The organism is Brevundimonas sp. UBA7506, from assembly GCF_002479495.1.
In the GTDB taxonomy this organism is placed as follows: Bacteria; Pseudomonadota; Alphaproteobacteria; order Caulobacterales; family Caulobacteraceae; genus Brevundimonas.
In genome coordinates this window covers 42,992-68,820 of the sequence record NZ_DLNQ01000015.1, presented here as the reverse complement: position 1 = coordinate 68,820, position 25,829 = coordinate 42,992, and the positions used below count along the sequence as shown (strand labels likewise).

The following is a 25,829-nucleotide window of genomic DNA, read 5'->3' as shown; positions in this document are numbered from 1 at the left end:
GTTGGAAGATGCGTTTCGTTGCGATCATCGCTGCGACTGTGGGCGCCCTGGCTATCGCCGGGACGGCTCATGACGCCTCGGCCCAGGCCCGCCGGGCTCCGGCCGTGTCCCTGACCGAAGCCGCCCAGACCCCGCATTCGACCGCGACGCCGCCACGCCGCGGCCTGCGCTGGAACGACAGCGGCCGCTGGGGCCTGAACTTCAACCTGAATCAGCCTGTCGGCCGCGAGACTGACTGGGGCGACGTCGAGGCGGGCGCCTACTACCGCCTCAGCCCGCGCCTGCGCGTCGGCGCCGCCGCCAACCTGGCTTCGCCCGAGGTCGACCCGGCCCGCGCCCCTGAAAGCGCCGCCGACCGCCGCGCCGCGCCGCGCGTCCGTCTGGAAACCATCTTCAAGTTCTGATCGGGTCCGGCTCTAGGACCTGAAAGCGGTCTGCACGGCGTCCACGCCGGCGATGCCGTACGCGCCAGCTTCCAGCAAATCAGCGGCATTGGCCGCGCTGATCCCGCCCAGGGCGTAGGCGGGGCAGGGGGCGAGCGCCGCCAGAGCCTTGAAGCCGTCGATCCCCAGCGCGGTCTTTTTCGCCGAAACGCCGCCCGCCCGAAAGACCGGCGACAGCACCAGGGCGTCCAGATCGCGCGCGGTCTTCGCCGCCTCCAGCGAATGCGCCGCTCCGGTCAGCAGCCAGTCGGGTCGGCGTCCAGACAGGGCGTAGGCCGCCGACAGCGCCCGTTCCGGCAGATGCACGCCGTCGGCGCCGATCCGCTCGGCCAGATCAGCGTCCAGTCCGACCAGCAGACGCACGCCCGCCTCCCTGGTCGCCGCCCGCAGCCGCAGGCCAGTTTCCAGCGCGTCCGCCGCGCCGAAATGGCGGAAGACGACGCCGGCCCCGGCAGGCAGGCGGGCCGCCGTTTCCCAAGGCCGGGGCGTTCGCGTCGGGTCGGTGAAGAAGAGCAACGGGGGCAGGGGACGTCTCGGCGGGCTGACAGCCGCCGCCGCACGGGCTAGAGCCGTCGCCGTCTGCCACAGCGTGCGCGCGTCCTCGGACAGGGTCATGACCGCCTCTAATCCCGCTTCCGCCGTTCCGTCCATCCATGATCGTTTCGCCGCCGTGCGGGAACGCGTCCGGCAAGCCTGCATCGAGGCCGGTCGCGATCCAGCCTCCGTTACGCTGACCGCCGTGTCCAAGACGCAAGGCTCCGAGGCGCTGGGGGCGGCCCTGGCGACCGGCCAGCGCGTCTTCGGCGAGAACCGGGTGCAGGAGGCGCAAAGCCACTGGGCCGGGCGCCGCGCCGCCTTGCCCGATCTGGAACTGCGCCTGATCGGCCCGCTGCAGACCAACAAGGCGGTCGAGGCGGTCGAACTCTTCGACGTCATCGAGACCCTGGACCGCGACAAGCTGGCGGTGGCTCTGGCGGCGGCGATGCAGAAAGCCGGGCGTCGTCCCCGCGTCCTGGTCCAGGTCAACACCGGCGCCGAACCACAGAAGGCGGGGGTCTTGCCTGACGACGCCGACGCCCTGATCGCCGCCGCTCGCGACGTCCATGGCCTGAGCGTCGAGGGTCTGATGTGCATCCCGCCCGCCGACGAAGCGCCCGAACCGCATTTCAGGCTGCTGGCCGAAATCGCCGCCCGTAACGGCCTGTCGGTTCTGTCGATGGGCATGAGCGGCGACTATGAAACCGCCATTCGCCTCGGCGCGACCCATGTCCGGGTCGGTTCGGCCCTGTTCGGGGAACGAAATACGCTCCTAAAGCCCTCTTGAAGCGATGAAATAGCGGAGCACCCTTGGCGAACCCCTCAAGCCTCGCCATTCTCTAGACATGGCGACCCCCAAGACGATCCTGATCATCGACGACGACGACGACCTGCGCGAGGCGTTGGCCGAGCAACTGGCCCTGCACGAGGAGTTTCGTCCCGTCCAGGCCTCCACCGCCACCGACGGGGTGCGTCAGGCGCGCGAGGTCCGCGCCGACCTGATCCTGCTGGACGTCGACCTGCCCGACATGGACGGCCGCGAGGCCTGTCGTCTGATCCGCAAGGCGGGCGTCTCGACCCCGGTCATCATGCTGACGGCCCAGTCCTCGGATTCCGACGCCATCCTCGGCCTCGACTCAGGGGCCAACGACTATGTCACCAAGCCCTTCCGCTTCGCGGTCCTGCTGGCCCGTATCCGCGCTCACCTGCGCAGCCACGAGCAGTCCGAGGACGCCGTCTTCCAGATCGGCCCCTACGAGTTCCGTCCGGCCTCGAAGATGATGCTGGACGACAAGGGCAAGAAGGTCCGGCTGACCGAGAAGGAAACCAACATCCTCAAGTACCTCTATCGCGCCGGGGCCAAGCCCGTGTCGCGCGAGGAACTGCTGACCGAGGTCTGGGGCTACAACGCCGGGGTCACCACCCACACCCTGGAAACCCACATCTATCGACTGCGTCAGAAGATCGAGCCCGAGCCGGGCCAGGCGCGCCTGCTGCTGACCGACGCGGGCGGCTACCGCCTCCAGCCCTGACCTTGGCCTGACGAACTGATGAGCGAGCGTCGTCCGACCCCGCCTCTGGTGGCGCTTCGGGCGTTTGACGCCGCCGCCCGCCTGGGCAGCTTCCGCGAGGCCGCCGAGGAGTTGGGCGTCACCCCCGGCGCCGTCAGCCGCCACATCAAGGCGCTGGAGATGCGGCTGGGCCTGCGCCTGTTCGACCGCTTCAACCGTTCCGTGGTCCTGACCGCCGACGGGCGCCGTCTGGCCCAGGGGGTAGCCGACGCCTTCGAGCGGCTGGAAAGCGCGCTGGAGGCCGTGCGCCCTGGGCGTTCCCGCCAACTGCGGATCTCGGCCCTGCCGTCGCTGGCGGGCAAGTGGCTGTCGCCGCGCCTGCACCGTTTCAGCGAGGACAATCCCGACCTGGATCTGATCGTTTTCGCCGAGGACCGCATCGCCGACCTGTCCAACGGCGAGGCCGACGTGGCCTTGCGTTACGGCGAGGGACCCTATCCCGGCCAGACGGCGCGTCGGTTGATGAGCGAACGCCTGATCCCGGTCTGCGCCCCGTCGCTGGCGGCGGCGCGCAAGGTCAACACCCCGGCGGACCTGCTGGACGCGGTTCTGATCCACGAAAGCTGGCACGACATGCCCTATTCGGACCGCATGGGTTGGAAGGCCTGGTTCGAAAGCGCCGGCGTGGTCGATCCGCGCGTCCAGAACCTGCGCGGCCCGGTCTTCAGCCACAGCCATCTGGCGCTGGAGGCCGCCCTGTCGGGCCGTGGCGTGGCCCTGACCTCGGCGCCCCTGGCGGCGGACGACCTCAAGGAAGGGCGGTTGATCCAGCCCGTCGATCACGCCCTGACCAATAACCTGGCCTACTGGGCCGTGGTCCTGCCCGAGCGCGCCGACGAGCCCAAGCTGCGGCGCTTCCTCAACTGGATCGAGGCCGAGGCCCACGCCGATCCTGTCGGGTGATCCGAACTCACTCGACCTAGCCTAACCGTGGTTTGTCCACAGGGGCGCGAGGGTCCATGTTCGAGGGGTTCGGATCTCCCCGCCGACAAGGAACCTCATCATGAAACTCGTGCATCCCCGCGCCCACGGCCTGTCGTTTGAAGCCGTCGTCGTCTTCACCGGCAGCGTCACCCTGATCCTGCTGGGCGTCCTGGCCGGCGCCAAGCTGCTCGGCGCCGCCTAAAACCGAGCCGGGCTGAGTTCAGCTCAACGCGGGCGCCATTCGCTGAGAAGGGCGCCCGTGGCTCCGTCCTCGAAGGCCAGCCGGTCCAGCCGCAGCGCGGCGACGCAGACCGGCCGGCTCTCGGCGTCCTTCTGGGCGCACTTCACGGCCTTGCCGTCGGCGAAGGTCGTCAGCCGTCCCTCCAGTCGCAGCGCATACCCGCCCGGCGCCGGCGTGGCTGCTGCGCCCTTTTCTCCCCGAATGACATGGGCGTAGGCCTGACCCTGGCGTCGGCCCAGGCGTGAGCCGTCGGCTTCGATCACGGCCGCCAGCCCCGCCGTGCGTTCCGGCGGGACCACCACAGGCGACGGCGGCGTCTCGCCGGGCTTGGCGGATTTTGACGCCTCGGCTTCGACCTTGGCCGCGTCGGGCTGCATTGCGGGCGCAACGACAGGCGTCACAGTCGCTGTCGCGGGGCAGGCGTCCAGCCCGCTCCATGGCCGTGCGATCCAGAAGCCTTCGACAGCCTCCCATTGATCCAGACCCGCTTCCAGCGCGGGCCCGGCGCCGCTGGCCAGAACCCTGGCCTTCAGGTCTTCGGGCGTGACCGTCAGGGTCAGGCCGCCGTCGGGGTTGCGGATCAGGCGGGGCAGGCCGGACACCGCAGAGTCGGCGTCGCGGATCATCCCGCCGCACCCGAAGGGCAGGCGAACCGACACGGTGCGGCCGCTCAGGGCGGCGTCGCGGTCACGGCCCTCGGCCAGGGCCGAACCGGCCTCCGTCAGGGCGGCCAGAAGGGCGGCGCGGTTCAAGGTGGAGTCGATCACGACCGTCGGCGCGGGTGAAGGGGCGGCGGCCGCCGCTGCTGGCTCGGGCTCGGGCGGGCGCTGACACCAGACCAGCAGCGGCAGGGCGGCGAGGACAGCGACGGGCGCGATGAGACGGGTCGTTGTGATCGGCATGGAACCAGCCTAACACGAGAAACGCTGAAGGGCGCCCCCAGCCGAACGACCGGCATCCGCAGCGGGGGCGAGGGCCGGGGAGGGTCCGCGCGCGCGTGACGCTGGATCAGATCATCGCACTCATCGTCCTGGTCGCCGTGGTCGGGGTGATGATCCACGGCCGGATGCGGTCCGACGTGGTGGCGCTCAGCGGGGCGGCGGCGCTGCTGCTGCTCGGCGTGGTGCGCCCGGTCGAGGTCCAGAGCGCCTTCGCCAGCCCCGCGGTCATCGCCCTGGCCGGGCTGTTCGTCATCGCCTACGCCATCGAGCTTTCGGGCCTGCTGGGCCTGATGATCCGCAAGGCCACAGCCCTGTGTCGACGTTTCGGCGCGGTCGGCATCTGGGCGGTGATCGGCCTGTGCGGCTCGGTCGGCGGCTTTCTGAACAATACGCCGGTGGTGGTTCTGGCCGCGCCCGTGGTGCGCGACATGGCCAGGTCGCTGAAGCTGTCGCCCAAGCGTTTCCTGATGCCGCTCAGCCATGTGACGGTCATGGGCGGCCTGCTGACCCTGATCGGCACCTCGACCAACCTGCTGGTCAACGACATGGCGCGCAATGCGGGCCAGCCGGTCTTCAGTCTGTTCGAGATCACGCCCGTGGGCCTGGTCATCGCCCTTGTCGGCGGGTTGTGGCTCTACTTCTTTGGCGCCCGACAACTGGGCCGCTCGGCCACGGCTGAGGAAGAGGCCGAGGCTGAACGTGAGCGTCAGCAGGCCGAGGCCTTGGCCTTGGCCGAGGCTCAGGCGGGCGGACGTCGGCTGCGTCTCGGTCGCTGGCGCCTGCCCTTCGCCTGGCCGTCCTTGATGCATTGGGGGGAAAGCCGCAACCAGCGCGACGGCACCGGCGACGCCCACCTGGGCGACGTCGAGATGTACGCCTCGGCCGACCGTCCACTGCAATGGAAGCGGGCGCTGATCGCCCTGACGGTCTTTGTCCTGGTGGTGGCGGCGGCGGGGCTGGGCCTGGCGCCCATTGCGGCGGCCGCCTTCGCCGGGGCGGTGGCCCTGATCCTGCTGGGCGTGCTGACGCCGGACGAAGCCTATTCGGGGCTGAAGCCCGACATCCTGCTGCTGATCGCCGGCATGGTGGTGGTCGGCACCGCCATCGAGGTGACGGGTCTGGCCGCCCAGGGCGCGGGCCTGCTGATCGAGGTGATCCGTCCGTTCGGGCCGCTGGGCGCCCTGATCGTCCTCTACGGCGTGACGCTGTTCGCGACCGAGCTTCTGTCCAACGCCACGGTGGCGGTGCTGGTGACCCCGATCGCGGTGGCCCTGGCCGAGAGCCTGGGGGTCGATCCGCGCCCCTTCCTGGTGGCGGTGATGATGGCCGCCTCGGCCGCTTTCGCCACCCCCTTCGGCTATCAGACCAACGTTCTCGTCTATCAGATGGGCGCCTACAGCTACCTGGACTTCGTGCGGGTCGGTCTGCCCCTGAACCTGATCACCTGGGCGGCGGCCATGGTCGCCATCCCCATCTTTTTCCCGTTCTAAGGGCCTGTGTTGGGGCGTCAGACGTCCAGATCCATGACGACCGGAGCGTGGTCGCTGGGCCGTTCCCATTCGCGCACCGTGTCCAGAATGCGGGCGCTGCCCTTGACCACGGCGGGCGTCAGGCCCGGCGAGGTCCACAGATGGTCCAGCCGCAGGCCCCGGTTCGACACCCGGAAGTCCTTGGCGCGATAGCTCCACCAGCTGGCCAGCTTGACCGGGTCCGGGATCTGGTCGCGCACGACATCCGCAAAGCCGCCGACGTCCTGAAGTCGCCGCAGGGTCTCGATCTCGCCCGGCGTGTGACTGACCACCTTGAGCATGAACTTGTGGTTGAAGACGTCGTTGTCGCCCGGGGCGATGTTGAAGTCGCCGGCCAAGACCAGGGGCCGCTGCCGGTCGCGGGTCTTCATCTCGGCGGTAAGCCGCTCATAGAAGTCCATCTTGTGATCGAACTTCGGGTTCAGCTGGCGGTCGGGAATGTCGCCGCCGGCCGGGATGTAGAAGTTCTGCACCTCGACGCCGCCGATCAGGCCCGAGACGCAGCGGCCGTGACCTTCGCGACAAACGTCGAGCGCAGGGCCTTCGCCGTCGAGGATGGGCAGCTTGCTGGCGATGGCCACGCCGTGCCAGCCCTTCTGGCCGCGGATCTTCAGATAGGGCAGGCCCATCTGCTCAAAGGCTTCCCGAGGAAACTGGTCCTCGGTGCATTTGATCTCCTGCAGGCACAGGACGTCAGGCGCGTATTCGGCGACGAAGCGGGCGATCTGGTCGACGCGCAGGCGGACCGAGTTGATGTTCCAGGTGACGATGCGAAGGGTCATGGCCCGGCCTTAGCACGGCCAAAAGCGCGGATGGGCCATGAAAAAAGCGCCCGGAACGGGTCCGGGCGCTGTTCAGTTCGTCTCTCTCGCCGCCGGGAGGGGATGATTCCATGGCGGACAGAACGGCCGCCGCCGTTCTGTGGTTAGAATGTCACACGAGCGAAAAAAGTCAAATCAAGAAAAAGCGTCAAGGCTGTGCCAGACGTGTGACGCCCGCCCTGGTTGCGGATCCTAGTTGCGGCTGGGACGACGCGTGGGATCGCGCAGCTGGAACAGGCTGGCGGCCAGGCCCGAGGCGGGCTGCAGCGAGGTCAGCTGGATGCGGGTGCGCGACCCTTGCGCGTCGGTGATGGTCCATTCCTGCAGGCGCAGGGGCGACCCGGCGAAGGCCAGGATGACCGAGCCCTCGTTGGGCTTGGACGCGTCGCGGGCGGTGATGGCGAAGGCGCCCGACGCCATGCGGGTGACGCGATCGACGCGCACACCCTGATCCAGCCGGACTTCGCGCGCCAGGAAGGTCGACAGCGGCGTGGCCCGCAGCGGCACCTGGCGGAAGACGTTGAGGCGCGGGTCGTAGCGCTTGACGTTGTTGCCGTCGGCCACGACCAGCAGGCCCGCCGGCTCGCTGTATTCGAAACGCATCTTGCCGGGACGTTGCAGCCAGAACTTGCCGGAACGCTGCTGGCCGCCGGGGCCGGTCTCGACGAAGTTGCCCTGGGCCGCCGTCAGGGCGGTCAGATAGGCCTGGGCCTGGCGCAGGGTGGCCTGATCCTCGGCGGACAGGTTGGACTGGGCCGAGGCGGGCGCGGCGGCGATGATCGCCAATGCGGCGGCGCTGAAGCCGAAGGCGCGGCGTGAAAGGGTCATGTCTTGTCTTCTCCCGTTCGGGATGGTGATCGGATGGTCATCAAGCCGCAGGCAGACGGCGACCCCATGACGCCAGCCTGACCATATTTCGGCGGCCCGATGAAGCGTCGTTCATCGCACATCGGGTGAAGCCGTTAGTCGGCGGCATATTCGATTGGGCGTCTGGCTACTACGCCGCCATCGTCTGAGATAACCTCTGGAAGTAAGTGCTGTTTGATCCGCCCTGCTGTGAGCTCGAATTTGTTATGCGCGAGAGCGGCCAATTCCCGCGCTTGTTCCAAACGGCCGGGAGGGGCGAGAAGGTTTAATCGCGCATCGGGGAACTTCTCGATGATCGCCCTAAAGGTGGGTACCTGATCGCTATCGGCTGTCAGGAAAAACGCTGTATCCACTTTCTTCTCGTAAAGATCGCAAAGCGCATTCACCGCCAAGTTTACGTCTGACTGTTTTTCCTCACGGAAGACGCAATAGACCTCGTTCTTTCGGCAGAACTTCCTTGTTTTATCGAAGCGTGCTTCTCGGACGTCGACGCCTTGATGCTGGAGAGCCTTGATATACTCCATGTGACGAGATCGTTTTCCGGGATCCCAAGTGTTCACAGCAGTGGAATAAAAGACCCGCTCAATTACCTGATCGTCGCGCAGATATGAGCGCGCGAGCGACCAGAGATCCAACCATTTAACGCTTGGCTCATCGAGTGCGGCGAGGGCGTGATAGAGATTGAAGCCGTCGATATACCAGCCCACACGGTAAGGTGGCTGCAACGAGAAAGGGGCCGTGCCTTTCACAGCAACGACCCCTTAGCCGAGAAGACTTGCCTCCCGGGAAGATTGGACGAATCTAGCGCAGGACTCCATTTTTGTCCAGAGTCAACAGCATCTCGAGTCAAAATAATTTAGCTCCCACGCCTTTCAGCGCATCATGAGCAAACATTGCTATATGTCTAGAGTGGCGGCGGCCCGGCCAGGATGTCGCGCTTGCCGGCGTGGTTGGCGGGGCTGACGACGCCTTCCTGCTCCATGCGCTCGATCAGGGTGGCGGCGCGGTTGTAGCCGATCTGCAGGCGGCGCTGGATGTAGGAGGTCGAGGCCTTGCGGTCGCGGGTGACCACGGCCACGGCGCGGTCGTAGAGGTCGTCGCCCGACATGCCGTCGCCGTCGCCGCCCATGGCGCCATCGCCGTCGCCGTCCGGTTCGTCGGTGATCAGGTCCAGATAGTCGGGCTCGGCCTGGAGGCGCAGATGCTTGCACACCTCCTCGACCTCGTTGTCGCCGACGAAGGGGCCGTGCAGACGGGTGATGCGGCCGCCGCCGGCCATGTAGAGCATGTCGCCTTGACCCAGCAGCTGCTCGCCGCCCTGTTCGCCCAGGATGGTGCGGCTGTCGATCTTCGACGTGACCTGGAAGGAGATGCGGGTCGGGAAGTTGGCCTTGATGGTGCCGGTGATGACGTCCACCGACGGGCGCTGGGTGGCCATGATCAGGTGGATGCCGGCGGCGCGGGCCATCTGGGCCAGGCGCTGGACGGCGCCTTCGACGTCCTTGCCCGCGACCAGCATCAGGTCGGCCATCTCGTCCATGACCACGACCAGATAGGGCATGGGCTCGGGGCGGATCTTCTCGCTCTCGTAGACGGGACGGCCCTGCTCGTCGAAGCCGGTCTGGACGGTGCGTTCGAAATGCTCGCCCTTTTCCTGGGCCTCGCGGGCGCGCTCGTTGTAGCTGGCGACGTTGCGGACGCCGAGCTTGGACATGCGGCGATAGCGGTCCTCCATCTCGCGCACGGTCCACTTCAAGGCCACGACCGCCTTCTTGGGATCGGTCACGACCGGCGCCAGCAGGTGCGGAATGCCGTCGTAGACCGACAGCTCCAGCATCTTGGGGTCGATCATGATGAAGCGGCACTCGGCGGGCGTGTGGCGATACAGGATCGACAGGATCATGGCGTTGACCCCGACCGACTTGCCCGAGCCGGTGGTGCCGGCGATCAGCAGGTGGGGCATGCGCGCCAGGTCGGCCACATAGGGCTCGCCGCCGATGGTTTCGCCGAGCGCCAGCGGCAGGAGGTGGCTCTTCTTTTCGTATTCACCGGACGCCAGCAGGTCGCGCAGGAAGACGGTCTCGCGCTTGGCGTTGGGCAGTTCGATGCCGATGGCGTTGCGGCCCTGCACGACCGAGATGCGGCAGGCGCGGGCCGACATGGAGCGGGCGATGTCGTCGGCCAGGGCCACGACGCGACCGTGCTTCACGCCGGGGGCGGGCACCAGTTCATAGAGGGTGACGACGGGGCCGGGGCGGATCTGGTCGATCACGCCGCGCACGCCGAACTCCTGCAGCACGCCTTCCAGCATCTTGGCGTTCTGCTTCAGCGACTCCTCGTCCACGGCGCCGCCGCGCTGGCCGGGCTTGGTGAGGATGCCGAGCGAGGGCAGGTCGAAGCCCTCGCCGGGCTCAAAGTCGAAGGTTTGCTGGTCGGCGGTGTCGCGCGGCTTGGGCGCCTTGACCGCCGCCACGCGGGGCTCGACCGTTTTCGGCGCGCGGGCCGAGGGCGGGGCGATCGGCGCGGCGGGGGCGGCGTCTTCCCACGGCGGGGCGTAGGCGGCGGCCTCGTCGTCGGCGTAGGGATCGGCCGCATAGGGGTTGTCGTCGACGGCGGGCCCGGCGGCGGGCATGGCTTCTGGTTCGAAATCGGGCTCGGCTTCAGGCAGGCGGTGGCGCGGCTTGCGGGCCGGAGCGGCGGCTTCAGCCACGATGCGGGCGTCGCCCCTGAGCTCGGCTTTTGAAGGCGTCTTGACCTTGGCGGGGCGGTCGGCGCGATGGGCGGCGTGCTTCTCGGCGGCCCAGCCGGCGGTGTCGGTGAAGTCGCGCAGGCGCAGGCCCACGGCGTAGCCCAGGCCCCAGAGGCCCAGGATCAGGAACAGGCCGCCGACGATCCAGCGTCCGCCGGGAATGTGCAGGGCGGCCAGCCCTTGCGCCGACAGGCCGGTCACGCCGTCGCCCCACAGGCCGCCCAGGCCGGCGGCCAGCGGCCATTTGGCCGGCGCGGCCAGGGCCGACAGGGCGGCGGACAGCAGCAGGACCCCGGCGATGGCGCAGAAGACCTTGAAGGCCGTGGGCTGCAGCCGGTGCTGCAGGGCGTCGCCGATGGCGACAGCGAGCCCAAAGGCGATCAGCAAGAGGACGGCGGGCCAGGCGGCCAGCCCCAGGGACTGCATCATCAGGTCGGCGAAGGTCGCCCCGGCTCCGCCCAGCCAGTTGGTCGGCCCCTGCGTCGAGGCGGCGTTGAGGCTGGGGTCGGCCGGATTCCACGAGATCATGGCCACCAGCAGCAGGCTGGCCAGCAGGGCTTGCAGGACGCCGCGGAACCGCACGGCGAAGGGCGCTGCCCAGACGATGCGGGCGGTGGACCAGGCGCGTTGGCCGAGCGCGAGGGCGACGGACATGAAGGCGAACCTCAGAAGACTAGGCCTCCCTTGTCGCGCGACAGGGTTAAGGGGCTGTTTACCAGGCGACGATCCGGTCGCCGCGACGTCTGGCCCCGCTCGTCGCCTCTGGACGCGGACGGCCATCGGCGCGACACAGGCGGCATGGCTCAGACGGACTACGACATCATCATCGCGGGCGCGGGACTGGCGGGGGCGACGTTCGCCCTGGCGGCGGCGCAGGGCGGACTGAAGCCGGTGCTGGTCGATCCCCAGCCGTTCGACGCCCAGCTGGCGCCGACCTTCGACGGGCGCTCGACCGCCATCGCCTATTCGACCTTCCGGATGCTGGACGCGCTCGGTCTGGGCGAAAGCCTGCGGCCCCACGCCTGCCGCATGGATCGGATTCTGGTGACGGACGGCAAGCGCCCGGGCGCCGCCAGCCGTCCGCCGTCGCCGGCCTATATCCGCTTTGACGCCGATGAGATCGGCGACCGCAACGGCGGCGAGCCCCTGGGCTATATGCTGGAGAACCGCCGCATCCGTACGGCTCTGGCCGAGGCGGTGACCGCGGCCGGGATCGAGGTCCGGGCGCCCGCCAGCGTGGCCGGGGTCGAGGTCGGGCCGGGGCTGGCCACGGTGACCTTGAAAAACGGCGCAACCATTCAGGCGCCTCTGGTCGTCGGCGCCGAGGGGCGCGGCTCGACCGTGCGTCAGGCGGCGGGCATCGACACCTTCGGCTGGGGCTACGGCCAGAGCGGCGTGGTGGCGACGGTCAGGCTGGGCCGCGATCATGGCAATGTCGCCCATGAGTATTTCCTGCCGGACGGCCCCTTCGCCATCCTGCCTCTGACGGAGCAGCGCGCCAGCCTGGTCTGGACCGAGAGCACGCGCCGGGCCGAGGCCCTGAAGGCGGCCTCGGACGAGGCCTTCCACGCCCACCTGATGCGCCGCTTCGGCGAGTTCCTGGACGGGGTCGAGGTGGTCGGGCCGCGCTTCGTCTATCCCCTGTCGCTGCAACTGGCAGAGAAGCTGACCGCGCCGCGCATCGCCATCCTCGGCGACGCCGCCCACGGGGTGCACCCGGTGGCGGGGCAGGGGCTGAACATGGGGCTGAAGGACGCCGCCGCCCTGGCCGAGGTGCTGACCGACGCCGTGCGCATCGGCGAGGACATCGGCTCGGAGCTGGTGCTGGAGCGCTACGCCCGCTGGCGTCGGTTTGACAATGCGGCCCTGGCGGCGGGCTTCGACGGTTTCGTGCGGCTCTTCTCCAACGACATTGCGCCGGTGCGGCTGGCCCGCGACCTGGGCATGGCGGCGGTCAACCGCATCGCCCCCCTGCGCCGCGCCTTCATGCACGAGGCCGGGGGCGCGACAGGGGATCTGCCCCGCCTCCTGCGCGGCGAGAGCCTCTAAAGCGAAGAGGCCCTATCGCTCGCGCCGCGGGCGCTCGCTGCTTGAGGGCTCTCCTCCCCATGCAATGGGGAGGTGGGATCGGCGGCGCAGCCGACGAGACGGAGGGGCTCGGTCGAGCTTGGCGCCGCCGGCCTCTCCACCGCTACGCGGTCCCCCTCCCCACGAGTGGGGAGGAAGGATCACCTAGTCGTGGGTGTGCAGAAGGACGTCGGCGTCGTCGCGGCGGTCGGCTTCCTCCACCGCGCAGCGCAGGGCCGAAGCGCGGGTCTGGAACAGGCCGAAGAAGAGGCCGTCTGAGGAGGCCAGGCGCCAGACCCGGCCCAGGCGACGGATCTCGAACAGGACAGGCGCGGTCATGGGCGTGGCTCGATGTGGTGCAGGCGGTCGGCCTGGCGCTGCAGCTGGCGGGCGATGCGCAGGGCGGCTTCGCGGTCCTTGAAGGGGCGGGTGGCGCAGTCGTCCAGGGTGACGCACCAGCCGCCGTCGCGGGCGACGACGCCATAGGCGCGATGACGGTGGGGCGCGGCCAGGGATTGGGCGGGGCGCGCGTCGGGATAGCCGGTCATCATCGCGAGCGGCTCCGGTCGCCGGGGTCGCGGGGCGTGCAGCCCAGATAGAGGGCCAGAACGGTCTGGGTCATGCGCCAGACCGTGGGCGGAGCGGCAGGCTTCAGGGACTGGTTCAGCAGGGCGCGGCGGCTCATGGGCATCTCCTTCATGAGACGAAGAAGACACCCGGGCGGCGTAAGGGCGCGATGCGGAAAGCGGGTCGCCGCCTAAGGGCGGCGTAAGCCGTCAGTCCAGCGAGCGGGCGTCCTCAGCCAGCATGATCGGCACGCCGTCGCGGATGGGGAAGGCCAGCTTGGCGCCGGCCGAGATCAGTTCGTTGCGCTCGCGGTCATAGGTCAGGCGGCCGCGCGTGACCGGGCAGACCAGGACCTCCAGCAGGCGGGGATCGACCGAGACGGGGGTGTTGAAGGCGTCGCTCATAATTTTAGGGCCCTATCGTTCGCGACGCGGTCGCTCACTGTTTGAGGGCGTTTTGCGCCCTGAGGTTCGCCGCGCGGCGGCTCGCTGCTTGAGGGCGCCGGTCGCCCAATAGTTCGCCAGAGGCGGTTGCGGTTCATAGCGCCAGGTCGAGGCAGCGCCAACTCACTGCATCGCCGGGCCGTCGTCGTCATCGTTGGCGGCGGCCTCGATGCGCAGGAGGGCGGTCAGGGCCTCGGCGCGGGCGTCAAGGGTCTCGGCTTCCAGCAGGGCCTGCTTTTCGGGGGCCTCGAAGGGCAGGGCCATGGCCAGGCTGTTGATCAGGGCCTCCTGCGGCGCGGCCTCGGCGGTCTCCCAGTCCACGTTCAGGCCCCGGTGCTCCAGATAGGGGCGCAGGGCGTCGAGGAAGCCGTGACGGTCGAAATCAGCGGCGGGATCGGGGGCGCGCAGATCGGCTTCGAACGGCGCGAAGTCGGCGCGGACCTGACGATAGGGCGTCTTGACCTGCAACTCTCCGGCCACGTTGAAGCGGCAAATCCCGGTCAGGGTGATCAGATAGCGGCCGTCCGAGGTCTCGTTGAAGCTGGTGATGCGCCCGGCGCAGCCGACGCGGGCCAGCGGCGGCTGGACGCCCAGACCGCCTATGGGCTGGATCAGGCCGATGACCCGGTCCCCGGCCATGGCGTCGTCGACCATGTTCAGGTAGCGCGGCTCGAAGACATTCAGCGGCAGCTGGCCGCGCGACAGCAGGATCGACCCCGGCAAGGGGAAGACCGGGATCACCTGGGGCAGCTCGATCGCCTTGATATAGCCCTGGGCCATCGCCGGTCTCCGATCAGGCGAAGAGGATGGAGGACAGGCGGCGACGGCCGTCGCGAGCGACCTCGCTGGTGGCGCCCGCCGCCTCGAACACGGTCAGCAGCTGCTTGCGCGCGGCCTGGTCGTTCCACTCGCGGTCGGCCTTGACGATGGCCAGCAGCTGATCGACGGCGCCGTTCAGGTCGCCCGTCGAAGCCAGGGCCAGAGACAGGTCGTAGCGGGCCTGATGGTCGTTGGGATCGGCGGCGATCTTCGCTTCCAATTCGGCGTTGGCGCCCGTCGGCGCGGCTGCGGCCAGGGCCAGCTGGGCGCGTACGCTCTGGACCATCGGGTCGGTGGAATCGGCCGGGGCCATGGCGATGGTCTGGCGCGCCTGTTCGGCGTCGCCCTCGGCCAGATAGACGCGGGCCATGCCGGCGATGGCCTTGGGGTTGTCAGGCTCCATGGTCAGGACATGGGCGAAGGCCTGGGCCGCGCCGCCGAGGTCGTTCAGCGACAGGGATTCCTCGCCCAGCGACAGCAGCTGCTCGACGTCGGTGTTGACGCCGGCGCCGCCGGTCAGCTTGTCGATGAAGGCCTTGATCTGGCTGTCGGGAATGGCGCCCTGGAAGCCGTCGACCGGCTGGCCGTTGACGAAGGCGTAGACGGTCGGGATCGACTGGACCCGCAACTGGCCCGCATAGGCCGGGTTGGCGTCGACGTCGATCTTGACCATCTTCACCGCGCCCTTGGCGCCGCGCACGGCCTTCTCCAGAGCGGGGCCGAGGGTGCGGCACGGACCGCACCAGGTGGCCCAGAAGTCGACGATGACCGGCTGATGTTTCGAGGCCTCGACCACGTCGGCCATGAAGCTGGCGTCGGTGCCGTCCTTGATCAGGTCGTCGGAAAGCTTGGGATCGGCGAAGGTCATGATCGGGTCCGCATCAGGGTCGAAGAATCGTAACGGATCAGATGGCGTCGGGATGCCTCCTCATCAAGCGCCAAGTGAGAGGCCTGAGGCGTCTGGCCGCAAGGGGCGCCGGTCCGGCGTTGAAAAACAGAGTCCAATTCGTCTGGGCCTGACGGGTCTGGGCCTGACCCGCGGGGCGGCGACCGCCGAGCCGATCAGCAAGGCGCCGGCCAGGGCGCCGCCCGCCGCCGGACCGCAGATCGCGTTGAGCGTCCCCGGCCTCGAGGCGGGTAGAGGCGACAGGGCGGTCGATCCGGTCAGGGCCAGACCGACGCCGCCCACGGCGAGGGCTTTCGACAACAGTCGCATGCACCGTCTCCCTTTGAGGGTCTGAGGCCACGAACATCGCTCGCGCCGCGCGAGCGCAGGGCGAAATAACGACGATATTAGGCGGGGCGACGCCGGGGAGACAGGGCGATTCCGGGAAACGCGGCGTTCCGCAAGCGGAAGCCGAAAGGCGCCGAGAGAGAGCGTCGATTTGACAATCGGGATTTATACAACATATTGCGCAATATATTTCAGGATTGAATCGATGATGACGTCACGCGCTTTTGTCTCCTTGGTGGCGTTGGTGATGCTGACCCCCGCGTCCGTCCGGGCGCAGACCCTGGATCAGGGGGCGCAAAGAGAGGTGGTGGCGCGCCTGGAGACGGCGCTGAAGCAGAACTACGTTTTTCCCGACCGCATCCCCGCCATCTCGGCCGAACTGGACCGGCGGGTTCAGGCCGGGCCGATCGAGGCCAGGCCGTTCGCCGAGAGCCTGTCGCAGGGTCTGGTCAAGGCCAGCGAGGACCTGCATTTCACCGTGGCCTTTGATCCCGACGAGGTCGCCGCCGACCGTCAGGCCAAGGCGGGCGGGGAGAGCAGCACCCAGGCGCGACGCGACATCGAGCGCGCGGCCAATTTCGGTTTCCGTGAAGCCCGAAGGCTGGACGGGGACCTGGCCTATATCCGCTTCGACTTCTTCGCCGACCCGCAATACGGCCAGGAGGCGGCGGTGGGGGCCATGCGCTTCGCCGAAGGGGCCAAGGGTCTGATCTTCGACCTGCGCTACAACAACGGCGGGGTTCTGGAGATGGCTCAGTTCCTGATGAGCTACCTCTATCCGGCGGGCAAGGATCAGCTGTTCTTCGACTACAACTACAACGAAAAAGGGTTTCAGGTGGCGCGCAGCCAGTGGAACCTGGCCGCCGTGTCGGGCCCGAGGTTTGCGGACATGCCTGTCGTGGTCCTGACCGGTTCGACCTCCTTTTCCTCGGCGGAGTGGATGGCGTTCTCGCTGCAGCGCCTCGGCCGGGCGACCGTGATCGGCGAGCAGACGGCCGGCGGCGCCCATCCCGTCACCCGGGCGCCGATCGACGACCGCTTCATGCTGCAGGTGCCCTTCGGCCAGATCCGCGATCCGATCAAGGGTCAGGATTTCGAGGGGGTCGGGGTGACCCCCGACCTGATCGTCCCGGCCTCGGACGCCCTGCTGGCGGCGCAGAAATTCCTGCTGCGGAGCCGGGCGGAGGCCGGGGATGCGGACGCGAAATGGGCGCTGGTTCCGGTCGAATGGGCGTTGACGGGCCAGAGGCCCAGCCCCCGCGATCTGGATGAGGCGGCGGGGACCTATGAGGGGCGAACCCTGGTGCGCACGTCCGGCGGCCTGGCCTATCATTGGCGCGAGCGCTTTGTTCTGGCGCTGGACCCGATCGGCAAGGATCTGTTTGCGGTTCAGGGCACGGATGACTACCGCTTTCGTCTGGTGCGGACGAACGGCGCCGTGGTCGGGTTGGAACGGGTGTGGAAGTCCGGCGAAACGGCCGCCTATCGTCGCCTGGATTGAGGAGCCGTCAGGCGAATGATCGAGTTGAACCGGACCTATCTGGGCCGCCTCAGCGAGCAGTTGAGCGAATTGATCGAGCAGCAGTCGGCCGAGGTGTTCAAGCGCGCCGGCCTGGTCATTCCGGTCAAGTCGTCGTCGCTGTTGAGCGCCATCGCCATGCTGGGTCCGGTCTCGGTCGCCGATCTGGGGCGGGCGCTGGACCGTTCGCACCAGCTGCTGCAGCAGAAGATCCCCAAGCTGGTGACCCTGGGGCTGGTCAGCCGCCAGCCCGATCCCGCCGACCAGAGGGTGAACCTGATCGCGATCACGGAACGAGGGCGAGATCAGCTGGCCCTGCTCGATAGTCTGGATGGCGCGTTCGAGCGGGCCTACGCCGAGATGGAGCAGGACGCCGGCCCCGTGTTCGACGCGATCAAGCGCGCCATCCAGTCCCTGCAGGCCCGGTCTCTGGCCGCGCGCATGGACGTCTAGCGACTCAGTCCAGGGCGTCGAAATCCACCACCAGGGGCGCGCGGTCCAGCAGGCTCAGGAGGCGGCGGAAGTCGGCCTGAGACAGGGCGGTGGTCGCTGTATTGGTCAGGGGGTGGAAGTTGACGATGTCGGCGTCCCACAGGCGTTGATCCAGGACGAAGGTGACGCGGCGATCCCCATCGTTGATCAGGCCCAGCGCCGTGACCGAGCCGGGGCGGACGCCGAGCGTCTCCCACATCAGCACCTCGTTGCCGAAGGACAGGCGGTCGGAGCCGAGGGTCCGATGGGCGCGCTTCAGGTCGATGACCGTGTCCTGGGCCGCCGAGATCAGCCACAGCCGGCCCTTCTTATCCTTGAGGAAGAGGTTCTTGGTGTGGAGGCCGGGCAGGTCGGCCTTGAGCTCCAGACCTTCCTCCACCCGGAAGACGGCGGGGTGGTCGTGGGTGGTCTGCGTGATCGCGTTGTCGGCCATCCAGGCCAGCAGGCGGGCGCGGTCATAGGACGGAACAGTCAGTTCAGGGGCGGTGTCGGTCATCTCGGCCTTGTCGGACGGGCGGCGGGGGCGATAGGGGAGAAGACGATATCGTTACCCCCTGTTCGACCTGTTTGGGAGCCCGCGTCTTGGAACTGGAATGCTATCCGATGACCGCCCGGCCGTGCGACCTGGTGCCGGGCCGCCAGTCGCGCAACTGGATGGACGCCTTCGCCAGCCGGCACCCTTATCGCTGCCTGCCGCTGAACATGGCCAACACCACGGGGTGGGAGATCCTCTGTCCCTTCGGCTTCACCGCCGAGTGGAACGGCGGGCCGGCCCAGTCCGACATCAAGATCACGCCCGACCGGCACCAGCCGGAGATGGACCACTTCGTCACCTCGCACTTCTCGCGCGGGGTGCTGACCATGCACCCCCAGTACCTGTTCCGCACGCCGCCGGGCTGGGGCATGCTGGCGCAAGGCTCGCCCAACCACGTCAAGGACGGCATCCAGCCGCTGACCGGCCTGATCGAGACCGACTGGCTGCCCTTCCCCTTCACCATGAACTGGATCTTCACCCGGCCCGGCAAGGTGCGGTTCGAGAAGGGCGAGCCCTTCTGCTTCATCCTGCCGATCGAGCATCGCAAGGTGGAGGCCTTCGAGCCGGTGATCCGTTCGCTGGAGTCCAATCCCGGCATGAGGGGCCAGTTCGACGCCTGGAACCGGGCGCGCACCGACTTCAACACCCGCCTGGCCTCGGGCGATCCCGACGCGGCCAAGGAGGCCTGGCAGCGCTTCTACTTCAAGGGCGAGGTGCCGGAGGACCTGGGCTCGGCGCCGGCCACCCACGCCAACAAGCGCAGGCTCAAGACGCCTCGGGTCGGCTGACATTTTTTTGGGGCCTACCGCCCTTTGGGCTACTTGAGGCCGTGATCACAGACAGAAACGCCCGCCTCAGCGATGAGGCGGGCGTTTTTTAGCGCGGCAAGTGTTCGCTCACGCAGCGAGCCGCCGCGCGGCGAGCGATAGCGCTCTTACCTCGGAGCCGGCCGCGTCACGCGCGGGCCGAGGTTGTTGATGACCTCGCGCGCGTCGAAGGCGTTGACGTCGCCGGCGGGCTTGGGACCGCGGCCCATGACGATCTCGGCCGTGGCCTCGTAGCGGTCGACCTGACGGATGTCGCGGTCGCGACCCCAGTAGGGATCCCAGGTGCTCCAGTAGCCGCGCTGGTAGAAGCGCCACGACGGACCCCAGTAGGGGCCGTAGCGGTCGTAGTAGAAGGGATCGGGCGTCGTGTAGAAGCGGGTGTCGCGGTCGGTGGCGCGGGTCACCGTGGCGAACCAGTCGTAGCCGTTCTCGACCGTCAGCTCGGCCGAACGCAGCAGCAGGGACATTTCGACCTGATCGCGCGAGGTGACCGAGTTGCCCGAGAAGCTGACGGCGTAGCGATTGGCTTCCAGACGCTGCTCGGCGTAGCCGCCGCGCTGGCCGTTGAGACCGGCCGGCTGATAGGGGGTGGCGGTGGCGCAGGCGCCCAGGGCCAGGGCCCCGGCGAGGGCGACCAGAACCGACGTCTTACGAAGATTTCTCATGGGAGGTTCTCCTTGAGCGTTCACTGAACGTCCTTGGTGCTGAACGACAGGTGAACAGCCAAGTTCCTGAGGCTGCGACACAGACGCCTATCCGTGCAATCTGGTGACGATCAGGATCGCCGCAAGGATCAGCAGGGCGCCGACGAAGATGCCGAAGCCGCGCTTGAAGCGGGGCTGGTTCATCCGGTTGGCCAGGGCGGCGCCGCCGAGGCCGTAGGCGCTCATCGACAGGACGTCCATGCCGATGGTGGCCAGGGCGAACAGGGCCAGCTGGGGCGCGACCGGGCGGTTGACGTCTAGAAAGGGCGGCAGGACGGCGGTGAAGAAGAGGATGGCCTTGGGATTGGCGATCTGGACGGTGAAGCCGTCGATCAGGGCGCTGCGCCCCCGCCTGACCTCGACATGATCCGGTTCAGCGGCGGTGGCGAAGGCGCCGCGCAGGGCCTTGATCCCCAGCCAGGCGACATAGAGGGCGCCGAGGACGGCGATAATGCGAAAGACCTGGGGGAAGGCGGCGACCAGGGCGCCGAGGCCCAGGGCGGCGGCGGCGAACCAGACCAGGGTGGCGGCGTTCATGCCGACCACGCCGATCAGGGCCGAGGCGCGGCCCTTCTCCATGCCCGTCGCCACGGCGAACAGGTTGGCCGGGCCCGGGGTGATGGCCATGACGGCCATGACGCCCAGGAAGGCGGCGTAGAGATGCGGATCGACAGGAAGCGCGGCCATGGCGTCCCCTTTCCGGCGGGGGACGGGTCAGGTCAAGCCTTGTCGGACGGGATCAGGCCTCGGCGGGCGGGGCGGGCGGCGCCGGAGGCGCGAGCGGGGCGTCGAAGGCCTCGTGGACCTCTTCGATGGCGTCCAGCGACTGGCCGACGGCGTAGTCGGCCATGAGGCCGTAGGTCACCATCTGGTCGGGATCGGGCTGGGCCCAGGTGCTGTTGACCGCCAGGCCCTGAACCAGGGGGGCGACGCCGGCCATGGCCTCGGTCACGACGGCTTCGATGTCCACATCGGCGAGGGCCTGCTGGGCGATCAGGTTCGCCTGTTGCGCGGCGACGCCGGTGAAGGCGGTCACGTGGGGCTGGTACTCGGACCACAGGGCGGCGATGCGCAGGCCCTTGGCCGTATCGCCCAGAGATGCGTCCGCCTCGATGGCTTCGGCGCGTTCGCCGAACTCCTCCATCTTCTTCTCGAAGTCGGCGGCGGCGGATTCCAGCTGGACCTCGGCGGAGGTCTTGGCCTCCTGCGCCACGGCGGCGGAGACGGGCAGCAGGGCGAGGGCGGCGGCGAGCGACAGGGCGCGGATCATCAGGGGGCTCCTTGAGCGGACGCCGCAAGGTCCGCCGAACGCCGCCCGGCCTCAAGTGAAATCGCGGTAAGGCGAGGGGCGGCCTCGACCTGAAGCCGGACCGCCCCCGTTCTGACCTCAGTTGGGCGTCGCGACGACCGTGGCGGCCGGAGCGGCGGCGGCCGCCGTGATCGCCTGCTGGACCGCGACGCGGATCTGCGGGGCGATGCCGCGAATCGCCGTGCCGACCTTGCCGCGGGCGTCGGTCAGCTGCTGGCGCTCGGCCTCGTCGGTGGACGCCGCCAGTTGACCGTCGAGGAAGGTCTCGAAGGCCGAGGCGAAGGCGTCGAAATCGGGCTGGTAGCTGGCCAGGATGGCGTCGGCGGCGGCCATGCGCTTGGCTTCGTCGCCGCCGTCGGGGCCGTCGACCACGGCGCTCAGTTCAGTCTGCAGGCTTTCCATGCGAGCCTGGAAGGCGGCGGCCTTGGCCTCCATCTCGAGCTCGGCGGGCGACTTGGCTTCGGCAGGGGCTGCGGCGGGGGCGGGGGTCGCCGGGGCGGCGTCCTGGGCGAAGGCGGGCGCGGCGAAGGCGAGCGTCGCCGCGGCGGCGGCGAGGGTCAGATGCAGGGACATGTAAGGAAGGCTCCGGCAGGGCGGGAGTGCGATACTCGCCGCAAGACAAGACCGAGGGTTCGGTTGAAGGCGAAGTTGGCCTTGTCAGACGCCGAGAGCAAGCGTCAGCATGGGGGCATGAAACGATCTTTTCTTCTGCTCGGTCTGACCGTTGCGGCGGGTCTGTTGTCCGGGGGGACGCCGACGGGCGCCCAGACAGGCAGCCCGGCGCGCGCCTATGCGACCTCCGGCGACTGCGGCGGGCGGCCTGCGACCACGGTGCGGACGGCGCCCGGCCTGTGCCTGGGTCTGGTCTGGCAGGGCGCGGGAAGCGAGGGGCCGAGGATGCCGCGCGGCCTGATGCAACTCGCGGACGGCGACTGGCTGGTCACCGACCTGGGCGGCTGGGAGGCGGGCAAGGGGGCGGTCTGGCGCCTGTCGTTCGCGGCGGACGGCGCGGCGCAATGGCGGCGTCTGGCGCGGGGCCTGTCGATGCCGCACACCGTGGCGCGCGGGCCGGACGGGCGCATCTATGTGTCCGAGATGAACCGCATCCTGACGCTGGACCCCGAGGCGGCGGACCCGGCGGCCAGCGTGCGGACGGTGATTGGCGACCTGCCGGACAATCGGCTGCACGACAACCGTCACCCGCTGTCCAGTTTCGTCTTCGACGGCAACGGCGACCTGCTGGTCAATGTCGGGGCGCCGAGCGACCGCTGTCTGGATGGGGCGGGCAAGCCGAAGACGGATGCGCCTAGTGCCGACAAGCCTGGGGCCTGCGTCGAGGAGGCCACTACCGCCCAGGTGCGGCGTCACGCCTATCTGGGGAATGGGCGTTGGGCCGAGGAGAGCAGCGTCTTCGCCAGCGGGCTGAGGAACTCCATCGCCCTGGTGCGCCATCCGTCGGGGACGGTGTTGCAGGCCGAGAATTCGGTCGATCTGCCCACGCCCGAGCATCCGTTCGACGAGGTCAATGTGCTGCGTCAGGGCGGGCACTACGGCTGGCCCTATTGCGTGGACCTATCGACGCCCTTGCCCGGTTGGCCCGCGCGACAGGCGCGCTGCGGCGAGCGGGATCAGCCCGTCGCCCTGCTGCCGCCGCACGCGGCGCCGCTGGACATGATCTATTACGAGGGGGCGATGTTCCCGGAACTGCGCGGCCGTCTGCTGATGACCTGGCACGGCTATCGGCGCACGGCGGGACGGATCACGGCGGTGGAGACGGATGCGCAAGGCGTGCCGCTGACCGACGTGGGCGGGCGTTACGCCATCTATCCGCGTGGATCGCTGGCCTATCCGGCCGGGGCGCCGAGCGTGAAGGGCAAGGTGCTGACGCCGGGCTGGGATCGCGTGGCCGGGCGTCAGCCGCGCGGCTCGCCGGTGGTGATGGCGGTCGCCGCCGACGGCTCGATCTGGGTCACGGACGACCGCAGCCGGGCGATCCTGAGGATCGCCCGGCCCTAGTCTTTCAGGGCTTAGCCCTGGGTGCGGGCGTCGCGCTTGGCCAGGACGCGCAGGCGCAGGGCGTTCAGCTTGATGAAGCCGGCGGCGTCCTTGTGGTCATAGGCCTGGACGCCTTCTTCGAAGGTCACCAGGTCCTGATCATAGAGGCTGTAGGGGCTCTCGCGGCCGATGACCGTGGCGTTGCCCTTGTAGAGCTTGACCTTGACCGTGCCCGAGACCTTCTCCTGGCTCTTGTCGACGGCGGCCTGCAGCATCTCGCGCTCGGGCGAGAACCAGAAGCCGTTGTAGACGAGGTGGGCGTATTTGACCGCCAGTTCGTCCTTCAGGTGCATGGCGCCGCGGTCCAGGGTGATGGACTCGATGCCGCGATGGGCGGCCAGCAGGATGGTCCCGCCGGGGGTTTCATAGACGCCGCGCGACTTCATGCCGACGAAGCGGTTCTCGACCAGGTCCAGACGGCCGATGCCGTTGTCGTGGCCGTACTGGTTCAGGGCGGTCAGCAGGGTGGCGGGCGACATGGCTTCGCCGTTGATCGAGACGGCGTCGCCCTTCTCGAAACCGATCTCGATGACCGTGGCCACGTCAGGGGCGGCTTCGGGCGAGATGGTGCGCTGGTGCACGAACTCGGGGGCCTCGACGGCCGGGTCTTCCAGCACCTTGCCCTCGGACGAGGAGTGCAGAAGGTTGGCGTCGACCGAGAAGGGGGCCTCGCCGCGCTTGTCCTTGGAGATCGGGATCTGGTGCTTTTCGGCGAAGTCCAGCAGGGCCTCGCGCGAACGGAACTCCCACTCGCGCCAGGGGGCGATGACGTGGATGTCGGGGTTCAGGGCGTAGTAGCCCAGCTCGAAGCGGACCTGGTCGTTGCCCTTGCCGGTGGCGCCGTGGCAGACGGCGTCGGCGCCCAGCTGGCGGGCGATCTCGATCTGGCGCTTGGCGATCAGCGGACGGGCGATCGAGGTGCCGAGCAGGTACTGGCCTTCATAGAGGGCGTTGGCGCGGAACATGGGGAAGACGAAGTCGCGCACGAACTCTTCGCGCAGGTCGTCGATGAAGATGTTCTCGGGCTTGATGCCCAGCTTCAGCGCCTTCTCCTTGGCGGGCGCCAGCTCTTCGCCCTGACCCAGGTCGGCGGTGAAGGTGATGACCTCGGCGCCGTATTCCTCCTGCAGCCACTTCAGGATGATCGACGTGTCCAGCCCGCCCGAATAGGCGAGGACGACTTTCTTGGGGGCGGGCGAGGTCATCGGTCGAAACTTCCTTCGGGAAAACGCGGGGAGGCGTGTCTGGCGCGCTTAAAGGACCAGACGCCGCGTGATGCAAGGGCATGATTGTGTTGCGGGCGCCGGATGCGAAAAGGGCGCCGCGACCGAAGCCGCGACGCCCTTTCTCATTCAGGCGGCTGCGGGGCTCAGACGAGGGCCTTCAGCTTGTCGACCAGATCGGTCTTTTCCCAGCTGAAGCCGCCGTCGGCGTCGGGCGTGCGGCCGAAGTGGCCATAGGCGGCGCTGCGGCGATAGATGGGCTTGTTCAGGCCCAGGTGCTCGCGGATGGCGCGCGGCGAGGCGCCGCCGATCAGCCTGGGCAGCTCGGCTTCCAGCACCGCCTCGTCGATCTTGCCCGTGCCGTGCAGGTCGACGTGGACCGACAGGGGCTTGGACACGCCGATGGCGTAGCTGATCTGGATGGTGCAGCGGTCGGCCAGACCGGCGGCGACCACGTTCTTGGCCAGGTAGCGGCAGGCGTAGGCGGCCGAGCGGTCGACCTTCGTCGGGTCCTTGCCCGAGAAGGCGCCGCCGCCGTGCGGGGCCGCGCCGCCGTAGGTGTCGACGATGATCTTGCGGCCGGTCACGCCGGCGTCGCCGTCAGGCCCGCCGATGACGAAGGTGCCGGTCGGGTTGATGTGCCACTCGGTCTCGTTGGTGATGAAGCCCTGCGGCAGCACCTTCTCGACATAGGGTTTGACGATGGCGGCGACCTGCGCCTGGCTGAGGCCGTCCTTGTGCTGGGTCGAGACGACGATCGAGGTGGCGCGCACCGGGCGGCCGTTTTCATAGAAGAGCGTCACCTGGCTCTTGGCGTCGGGCTCCAGGCCCGGCTCCTGGCCTGAATGGCGGGCGTCGGCCAAGGCCTTCAGGATGTTGTGGCTGTACTGCAGGGTGGCCGGCATCAGCTCGGGCGTCTCGTTCGAGGCGTAGCCGAACATGATGCCCTGGTCCCCCGCGCCCTCGTCCTTGTCCTCGCCGGCGTCGACGCCCTGGGCGATGTGGGCCGATTGCGGGTGCAGGTTGTTCTCGAAGCGGAAGGTCTTCCAGTGGAAGCCGTCCTGCTCATAGCCGATGTCGCGCACCACGCCGCGCACCGCAGCCTCGATCTCCTGCTCGACGCCGGGGGCCCAGTTGCCTTCCGTGTCCATGATGCCCTCGCCGCGGATCTCGCCGGCCAGAACCACCAGATTGGTCGTCGTCAGGGTCTCGCACGCCACGCGGGCCTCGGGGTCCTTGGACAGGAACAGATCGACGATGGAGTCGGAGATCTGGTCCGCGACCTTGTCGGGGTGGCCTTCCGAGACGCTCTCGGAGGTGAACAGAAACGACGAACGGGCCAAGGCAGGCTCCTGCAAGACGGTGAGGCCGACAGACATATAAAGATATGCTTATACCTTCAAGTGCGCTGT

At 68.6% G+C, this 25,829-nt stretch carries 30 protein-coding genes; 11 read left to right on the top strand and 19 right to left on the bottom strand.

Going from position 1 to position 25,829, the window contains the following annotated elements:
• Positions 1-8: 8 nt before the first annotated feature.
• Positions 9-404, top strand: a complete 396-nt coding sequence (locus tag B3K53_RS12920) for an NtrZ family periplasmic regulatory protein (protein ID WP_292084827.1) — start codon at positions 9-11, stop codon at positions 402-404.
• A gap of 12 nt (positions 405-416) precedes the next feature.
• Here the strand turns inward: B3K53_RS12920 and B3K53_RS12915 are convergent, their stop codons facing one another.
• Positions 417-1,058 (bottom strand): thiamine phosphate synthase, encoded by a 642-nt coding sequence (locus B3K53_RS12915; RefSeq protein WP_292084825.1) that lies wholly within the window; start codon positions 1,056-1,058, stop codon positions 417-419.
• On the opposite strand from B3K53_RS12915, the gene B3K53_RS12910 reads away from it, so the two are divergent.
• The 4 genes from B3K53_RS12910 to B3K53_RS12895 all read left to right on the top strand — a co-directional run bounded on the left by B3K53_RS12910 (position 1,057) and on the right by B3K53_RS12895 (position 3,677).
• The gene (locus tag B3K53_RS12910; protein ID WP_292084823.1) at positions 1,057-1,767 is read left to right on the top strand and encodes a YggS family pyridoxal phosphate-dependent enzyme; all 711 of its coding nucleotides are present in this window, start codon (positions 1,057-1,059) and stop codon (positions 1,765-1,767) included. The two genes, B3K53_RS12915 and B3K53_RS12910, sit on opposite strands and share 2 nt — an antisense overlap.
• Positions 1,768-1,825: 58 nt before the next feature.
• The gene (locus B3K53_RS12905; protein WP_114818220.1) at positions 1,826-2,512 is read left to right on the top strand and encodes a response regulator transcription factor; all 687 of its coding nucleotides are present in this window, start codon (positions 1,826-1,828) and stop codon (positions 2,510-2,512) included.
• A gap of 18 nt (positions 2,513-2,530) precedes the next feature.
• Entirely contained in the window at positions 2,531-3,454 is a 924-nt protein-coding gene (gene gcvA, locus B3K53_RS12900) for a transcriptional regulator GcvA (RefSeq protein ID WP_292084822.1), read from the top strand.
• A gap of 100 nt (positions 3,455-3,554) precedes the next feature.
• Entirely contained in the window at positions 3,555-3,677 is a 123-nt protein-coding gene (locus B3K53_RS12895) for a hypothetical protein (RefSeq protein WP_292084821.1), read from the top strand.
• 23 nt (positions 3,678-3,700) lie between these two features.
• Here B3K53_RS12895 and B3K53_RS12890 read toward each other — a convergent pair whose 3' ends face one another.
• The gene (locus B3K53_RS12890) at positions 3,701-4,618 is read right to left on the bottom strand and encodes a hypothetical protein (protein WP_292084820.1); all 918 of its coding nucleotides are present in this window, start codon (positions 4,616-4,618) and stop codon (positions 3,701-3,703) included.
• Between the two features lie 95 nt (positions 4,619-4,713).
• Here B3K53_RS12890 and B3K53_RS12885 point away from each other — a divergent pair, with 95 nt between their 5' ends.
• Positions 4,714-6,147: an SLC13 family permease gene (locus B3K53_RS12885; RefSeq protein ID WP_292084819.1), complete on the top strand. Its 1,434-nt coding sequence runs from the start codon at positions 4,714-4,716 to the stop codon at positions 6,145-6,147.
• A gap of 17 nt (positions 6,148-6,164) precedes the next feature.
• On the opposite strand, the gene xth is transcribed toward B3K53_RS12885, so the two are convergent.
• The 4 genes from xth to B3K53_RS12865 all read right to left on the bottom strand — a co-directional run bounded on the left by xth (position 6,165) and on the right by B3K53_RS12865 (position 11,277).
• Positions 6,165-6,968, bottom strand: coding sequence for an exodeoxyribonuclease III (gene xth / locus B3K53_RS12880; RefSeq protein ID WP_292084818.1), 804 nt, complete (start codon positions 6,966-6,968; stop codon positions 6,165-6,167).
• Positions 6,969-7,199: 231 nt separating this feature from the next.
• A complete protein-coding gene (locus B3K53_RS12875) occupies positions 7,200-7,835 on the bottom strand; it encodes a LolA family protein (RefSeq protein WP_292084817.1) in 636 nt (211 codons plus the stop codon).
• A gap of 134 nt (positions 7,836-7,969) precedes the next feature.
• A complete protein-coding gene (locus B3K53_RS12870; RefSeq protein ID WP_292084815.1) occupies positions 7,970-8,623 on the bottom strand; it encodes an NYN domain-containing protein in 654 nt (217 codons plus the stop codon).
• A gap of 155 nt (positions 8,624-8,778) precedes the next feature.
• Complete coding sequence (locus B3K53_RS12865) at positions 8,779-11,277, bottom strand: FtsK/SpoIIIE family DNA translocase (RefSeq protein WP_292084813.1); 2,499 nt, start codon at positions 11,275-11,277, stop codon at positions 8,779-8,781.
• A gap of 144 nt (positions 11,278-11,421) precedes the next feature.
• Between B3K53_RS12865 and B3K53_RS12860 the strand changes: the two genes are divergently transcribed.
• Positions 11,422-12,672: a UbiH/UbiF/VisC/COQ6 family ubiquinone biosynthesis hydroxylase gene (locus tag B3K53_RS12860; protein ID WP_292084811.1), complete on the top strand. Its 1,251-nt coding sequence runs from the start codon at positions 11,422-11,424 to the stop codon at positions 12,670-12,672.
• Positions 12,673-12,855: 183 nt separating this feature from the next.
• Here B3K53_RS12860 and B3K53_RS12855 read toward each other — a convergent pair whose 3' ends face one another.
• The 6 genes from B3K53_RS12855 to B3K53_RS12830 all read right to left on the bottom strand — a co-directional run bounded on the left by B3K53_RS12855 (position 12,856) and on the right by B3K53_RS12830 (position 15,387).
• Positions 12,856-13,029 (bottom strand): hypothetical protein, encoded by a 174-nt coding sequence (locus tag B3K53_RS12855; protein WP_292084810.1) that lies wholly within the window; start codon positions 13,027-13,029, stop codon positions 12,856-12,858.
• Positions 13,026-13,241, bottom strand: a complete 216-nt coding sequence (locus B3K53_RS12850) for a hypothetical protein (protein ID WP_292084809.1) — start codon at positions 13,239-13,241, stop codon at positions 13,026-13,028. The genes B3K53_RS12855 and B3K53_RS12850 overlap by 4 nt, the downstream gene beginning before the upstream one ends.
• Positions 13,238-13,375, bottom strand: coding sequence for a hypothetical protein (locus B3K53_RS12845; protein ID WP_292084808.1), 138 nt, complete (start codon positions 13,373-13,375; stop codon positions 13,238-13,240). Before B3K53_RS12845 ends, B3K53_RS12850 begins: the two co-directional genes overlap by 4 nt.
• A gap of 91 nt (positions 13,376-13,466) precedes the next feature.
• Entirely contained in the window at positions 13,467-13,661 is a 195-nt protein-coding gene (locus B3K53_RS12840) for a Trm112 family protein (protein ID WP_292084807.1), read from the bottom strand.
• 162 nt (positions 13,662-13,823) lie between these two features.
• Positions 13,824-14,480: an LON peptidase substrate-binding domain-containing protein gene (locus tag B3K53_RS12835; protein WP_292084806.1), complete on the bottom strand. Its 657-nt coding sequence runs from the start codon at positions 14,478-14,480 to the stop codon at positions 13,824-13,826.
• A 13-nt stretch (positions 14,481-14,493) separates the two neighbouring features.
• On the bottom strand, positions 14,494-15,387 hold the full coding sequence (locus B3K53_RS12830) for a thioredoxin family protein (RefSeq protein WP_292084805.1): 894 nt from the start codon (positions 15,385-15,387) through the stop codon (positions 14,494-14,496).
• Between the two features lie 613 nt (positions 15,388-16,000).
• Between B3K53_RS12830 and B3K53_RS12825 the strand changes: the two genes are divergently transcribed.
• Positions 16,001-17,254 carry a S41 family peptidase gene (locus tag B3K53_RS12825; protein WP_292084804.1) on the top strand — a complete coding sequence of 418 codons (1,254 nt, stop codon included), beginning with the start codon at positions 16,001-16,003 and terminating at the stop codon, positions 17,252-17,254.
• 15 nt (positions 17,255-17,269) lie between these two features.
• Positions 17,270-17,725, top strand: coding sequence for a MarR family winged helix-turn-helix transcriptional regulator (locus B3K53_RS12820; protein WP_292084803.1), 456 nt, complete (start codon positions 17,270-17,272; stop codon positions 17,723-17,725).
• 4 nt (positions 17,726-17,729) lie between these two features.
• Here the strand turns inward: B3K53_RS12820 and B3K53_RS12815 are convergent, their stop codons facing one another.
• A complete protein-coding gene (locus B3K53_RS12815) occupies positions 17,730-18,260 on the bottom strand; it encodes a prolyl-tRNA synthetase associated domain-containing protein (RefSeq protein WP_292084802.1) in 531 nt (176 codons plus the stop codon).
• A gap of 86 nt (positions 18,261-18,346) precedes the next feature.
• Here B3K53_RS12815 and B3K53_RS12810 point away from each other — a divergent pair, with 86 nt between their 5' ends.
• Positions 18,347-19,087: a DUF6065 family protein gene (locus B3K53_RS12810; RefSeq protein WP_292084801.1), complete on the top strand. Its 741-nt coding sequence runs from the start codon at positions 18,347-18,349 to the stop codon at positions 19,085-19,087.
• A 146-nt stretch (positions 19,088-19,233) separates the two neighbouring features.
• Here B3K53_RS12810 and B3K53_RS12805 read toward each other — a convergent pair whose 3' ends face one another.
• The 4 genes from B3K53_RS12805 to B3K53_RS12790 form a co-directional block, all read right to left on the bottom strand.
• Positions 19,234-19,791, bottom strand: a complete 558-nt coding sequence (locus tag B3K53_RS12805) for a CC0125/CC1285 family lipoprotein (RefSeq protein WP_292084800.1) — start codon at positions 19,789-19,791, stop codon at positions 19,234-19,236.
• Positions 19,792-19,878: 87 nt separating this feature from the next.
• A complete protein-coding gene (locus B3K53_RS12800; RefSeq protein WP_292084799.1) occupies positions 19,879-20,517 on the bottom strand; it encodes a LysE family translocator in 639 nt (212 codons plus the stop codon).
• A gap of 52 nt (positions 20,518-20,569) precedes the next feature.
• Complete coding sequence (locus B3K53_RS12795; RefSeq protein WP_292084798.1) at positions 20,570-21,100, bottom strand: hypothetical protein; 531 nt, start codon at positions 21,098-21,100, stop codon at positions 20,570-20,572.
• 117 nt (positions 21,101-21,217) lie between these two features.
• Entirely contained in the window at positions 21,218-21,712 is a 495-nt protein-coding gene (locus B3K53_RS12790; protein WP_292084797.1) for a hypothetical protein, read from the bottom strand.
• Positions 21,713-21,829: 117 nt separating this feature from the next.
• Here B3K53_RS12790 and B3K53_RS12785 point away from each other — a divergent pair, with 117 nt between their 5' ends.
• Positions 21,830-23,155 carry a PQQ-dependent sugar dehydrogenase gene (locus B3K53_RS12785; protein WP_292084796.1) on the top strand — a complete coding sequence of 442 codons (1,326 nt, stop codon included), beginning with the start codon at positions 21,830-21,832 and terminating at the stop codon, positions 23,153-23,155.
• Between the two features lie 11 nt (positions 23,156-23,166).
• Here the strand turns inward: B3K53_RS12785 and B3K53_RS12780 are convergent, their stop codons facing one another.
• Positions 23,167-24,399, bottom strand: coding sequence for an argininosuccinate synthase (locus B3K53_RS12780; protein WP_292084795.1), 1,233 nt, complete (start codon positions 24,397-24,399; stop codon positions 23,167-23,169).
• Positions 24,400-24,563: 164 nt separating this feature from the next.
• Entirely contained in the window at positions 24,564-25,760 is a 1,197-nt protein-coding gene (gene metK / locus B3K53_RS12775; protein WP_292084793.1) for a methionine adenosyltransferase, read from the bottom strand.
• Between the last annotated feature and the right edge of the window lie 69 nt (positions 25,761-25,829).